We start from the raw sequence: 4,020 nt of genomic DNA on the forward strand, positions 1-4,020 counted from the left end.
AGGGCAGCTCGACGGGGTCGAACTCGACGAGCTCGCCGGTGGGGGTCGGGTCGGAAAGGGAGTTCATGGTGTCCTCTCAGGTCCAGTGGTTGACGAGTGCGGTGACGCTCTGGCGTCCGATGACGCCGTCGTCGGTGATGCCGAGGAAGCGCTGCACCTTCTCGGTGCCGTCCTCGGTGATGGGCCCGAACACGCGGTCGCGTCGGACCCGGATGAGGTACTGCGCGAGCTCGACGTGCACGCCCCGGTCGCCGCGGCGCAGGACGCCGTCAGCGTCGGCCAGGAGGGCGCGGGTCCAGGTGACCGGTCCGACGACGCCGTCGGCCACTAGGCCGCGAGCGCGCTGCCAGGCGCGGGTCTCGGCCTCGCTGACCGGTCCGAACACGCCGTCGGCCGCCAGGTGATGGCCGGAGGCGCGCAGGATGCGCTGCCACAGCTCGGACAGGTAGCCGGTGCTGCCGCGCTGGATCGTGCGCGGCCGGCGCGGGGAGCGCGTCGGCTTGGGCTTCGGGGCTGGCTTCGGGTTCGACACGGGGTCGGCGCCGTCGCCGGCGAGCTCCTCACGCACCATGCGCAGGAACCGCGCCCACGGGAACCCGTCGCCCGGGTCGTGCCGGCGCGTCGGGTCGGTCTCCCCGTGCCCGGTGAAGCCGGGCTGCTGGGCGCGGGCCTGGGCGCCGGTGATGTGCTCGATCGGGACCGTGATGCCCCAGTACTTCTTGAGGTCGCGGATCGCCTCGGCCGCCGCGCGGGCGCCGTTGCGCAGGATGGCGGTGACGTACCAGTCCGGGTACGTGTGCCAGTCGTCCGCGCGGACGGCGAAGCACAGGCCGATCGACCACGGGTTCGTGAACCGGCAGTGCCACGTCTCCCAACCGAACGGCGCCAGCTTCACGATCGAGTCCGCGTCGAACACGCGGTGATAGGAGCCGAACGTGCCGCGGGTCGCGATGAACCGCGCCACGGCCTCCGCGCCGAGATCCTCACCGATCAGGTCCGCGAGGTTCTCCGCGGTGTGCACGATGATCGTGCCCGACGGCTCCTCGCCGTAGCGGCGCTCCTCGCCGTACTGCGTCGCGTGCGGGTTCGGGTGGTCGGGCAGGTAGAACGACTCTCCAGCCACGGGGGCCTCCTGGGGGCATGAGGAGAGCCCCGGCCAGGTGGCGCGGGGCTCGTGGGGGTTCGGGTCAGTGCTTGTCGTCGGGCCGGTCGGGGTCGAGGTCGTCCGGCCAGGGCGGCGGCGGGGGCGGCTTGCCTTGGTAGATGTGGTCGATCAGCCGGCGGCAGTACGCCCACAGGCGGCGGTTGCGGTACTCGACGACGTCGACACGGCGCTCGAGCTTGGCCATGCGCGTGTAGCGGGTCGTCAGGACGGCGCCCATGCCGCCGGCGAGGGCGGTCAGCGCGGCGATCCAGGCAGGGATGTCGGGCACGGGGTCTCCTCAGATCTCGGGGGCGCCCTGGACGGCGCGGACGCCGGAGCAGATGACTCCGGTCGCGCCGCCGTCGAGTGCGGCCTGCCGCTGGGTCAGGTCGGCGACGACGTGCCCGAACAGTGGCTTGCCGAGTGCGACGAAGTCCGCCCAGGTGGATGGGGCGGCGTCCCAGTTCAGGCCGAGCCAGTCCCAGTGACCGGTCTGTGCGACGATCGCCGCGGGGTCGGCGAGGTAGTCCGACTCGTAGAAGTAGCCCCACGTCGTGTAGCCGCGGCTGCGGGCGTAGTCGGCGAGGAAGGTGTTGTCGCCGAAGAACTTCACCACGATCGTGCGCTGGGCGTTCGGGATCGTCGCCTCGACGAGGTCCAGCAGCTCGCCGCGGAACTGCTGGTTTCCGTGGTATTTCGGGTCGAGGAACAGGACGTGGCTGCTGCCGTAGTCGGTCAAGAGCTGGGTCAGGCGCATGTACCGCTGCGCACCGAACGCGGGGTCGCCACCCGCCGGCGCCGCGATCTTGTACGCCTGCAGCTGGTCCCACGTGATCGTGGTCGGGTCGATGTCCACGCCGGACGTGCGCAGCAAGGTTTGGTCGTGGAGACCAAACCAGACGCCGTCGAGCGTGCGGGACAGCGGGAGCTCGAGCGCGTCGACCCGGCGCAGGACGGCCTGGGTCATGGCAGTGCGGGATCCCTCGGCCCAGTCATCCGTGCCGCCGCGGTGCCCGACGGTCGACTCATCCCGCCTGACGAGCTCGTCGACCGACCAGGCACCGCCGGGCATGAGCGCGTCGTCGGTTACCGGCTGCTCAGCCTCGCCGTCCCACACGGTCAGCGCGACCGGCTGCTCAGCCTCGCCGTCCCACACGGTCAGGCTGCTCATCCGTCACTCGCGATCGCGAGCACCTGCGACCCGAACGCCGCGTTCGGGGTGTTGGCGACCTGCACCGTGTGCTCGGCGAAGTCGGCCGGCGGGGTGTCCCACGCGATGTCCAGGAACGTCTTCGCCCCCGTGCCGGAGGCCGCGGTGATGATCGACACGAACGGGACGAGACCGTTGCTGTAAGCGAGCGGGTGCGGGTCGCCGTCGCCGCTGCCCTGCTGGCCAGTGGTGACCGACAGCACGAGACCGCCACCAGCTCCGACCAGGGCTGGGACGGTGTAGATGTCGGCCGGCCTGGACCCGACAGCACCGTTGACCTGCACGGGGCTGGCCGCGTCGGCGCCCGTGACCCGGAACATGGCGCCGGCGATCCGCCCGGACGTGTTGCACCCGAATGCCTGCACACCCGTCGGCGGGTTCGCCGTGGCGTCCAGACCGTAGATGTTCGTGGTCCGGAAGTCCGAGTTGGAGGTGTCCAGCTGCTGCAGCAGCACCCAGCCCGCCGGCGGCGTCCACGTCGAGGAGTTGTTCTGGGTGGTCACCACGGCGACCAGTAGGTCACCGTCGGAGATGCCCGTGGGCAGCGCGAGCTCCACCGTCGACCCGGACGCCGCCGTGAACGTGGTCGCGGTCGCGTCGGCCACCGTCATGTCTGTGGACGGCGGAGCCGAGGCCGCACGCGCGATCAGCGTGAACGAAGGCGTCCCGGCCGGGACCGGCGAGGTGTCGTCCAGCAGCAGGAACGACGACCCGGAGCCGCCGACGACACCGTCGAGCGCACCGTTCTCATCAGGCACCTGGCCGTCGATCGAGCGCACAACGCCCGTGGCCAGGCTCGCCGCCGACGCCGCCGCATCGTCCGCGGCCTCACGCGCCGCCTGCGCCTCCGCCCGCAGCGACCGATCGAACGGCACCGGGCCGCGAGCGCCGGAGCTTTCGTCGAGCCAGTCGAGGAAGACGGTCGCGGGGGTCTCGGTGTCGACGTAGAAGGCGGGGGTGGTGAACAGGTCGGTGACGGTCAACAGCGACCCGGTGATGGGGTCTTCGGCGGCGTCGAAGATGGGATGCGGGTCGGTGGTGTCGCGGTCGACGATCCGCACCTGCTGTCCGACCAGGCCGGGCAGGGGTTCGCCGGTTGCCTCGTCCAGGACGTTGGCCATGTTCACGCGGTACATGGGCATCTCAGCAGACCTCCGGGAGGGTCGGGGTGATGGTCACGAGACCCACCAGGTGGCGTCGAGGATGACTGCTTGGTCGGGGCTGGCCGGGCCGACGATGATGTTCGGGGCCCATGAGGTCAGGTAGACGGCACCGCCCGAGGAGATTCGGCCGCCGCCCCACCAGGTGCCCCCCGAGGGATTCCGGACGGTCACGATGGCCGCGACCTCTGTGGGAGGTCGGTCCACGGAGTGCAGGCCGGCCAGGTGCTGGTCGAAGACGCCGCCAGTCGTTGAGTCCGACCGGATGTTCGATCCACCCTTGCGGGACACCAGATGCAGCCAGCGCCGCTTGCCGTCCCGCACCATCTGGCACGCGCTCTGCCGCTGCCACCCAGTCTCGGTGTTGCCGATGTCCGGATTCGATGGGGTCGCGGTCGCCGACAGGCCCGTCAGCGTCTGCACGGGGCTCGACTCGACCACCCAGGACGGCGAGCCGCCCACCATTTCGCGGCGGTAGATCGTGCCCGCGCGGACCGCGCGGGTGC

At 71.1% G+C, this 4,020-nt stretch carries 5 protein-coding genes; all 5 read right to left on the reverse strand.

Annotated features, from left to right (window positions below):
- Positions 1-76 precede the first annotated feature (76 nt).
- Complete coding sequence (locus ACYVK5_RS25715; protein ID WP_460709112.1) at positions 77-1,123, reverse strand: peptidoglycan recognition protein family protein; 1,047 nt, start codon at positions 1,121-1,123, stop codon at positions 77-79.
- A gap of 64 nt (positions 1,124-1,187) precedes the next feature.
- Complete coding sequence (locus ACYVK5_RS25720) at positions 1,188-1,433, reverse strand: hypothetical protein (RefSeq protein WP_460709114.1); 246 nt, start codon at positions 1,431-1,433, stop codon at positions 1,188-1,190.
- 9 nt (positions 1,434-1,442) lie between these two features.
- Positions 1,443-2,315 carry a glycerophosphodiester phosphodiesterase gene (locus tag ACYVK5_RS25725; RefSeq protein WP_460709116.1) on the reverse strand — a complete coding sequence of 291 codons (873 nt, stop codon included), beginning with the start codon at positions 2,313-2,315 and terminating at the stop codon, positions 1,443-1,445.
- The gene (locus tag ACYVK5_RS25730; protein WP_460709118.1) at positions 2,312-3,496 is read right to left on the reverse strand and encodes a hypothetical protein; all 1,185 of its coding nucleotides are present in this window, start codon (positions 3,494-3,496) and stop codon (positions 2,312-2,314) included. Before ACYVK5_RS25730 ends, ACYVK5_RS25725 begins: the two co-directional genes overlap by 4 nt.
- A 33-nt stretch (positions 3,497-3,529) precedes the next feature.
- On the reverse strand, positions 3,530-4,020 hold a 491-nt coding region (locus tag ACYVK5_RS25735; protein WP_460709120.1), incomplete at its 5' end, for a hypothetical protein.

It is taken from the genome of Myceligenerans halotolerans (assembly GCF_054782975.1).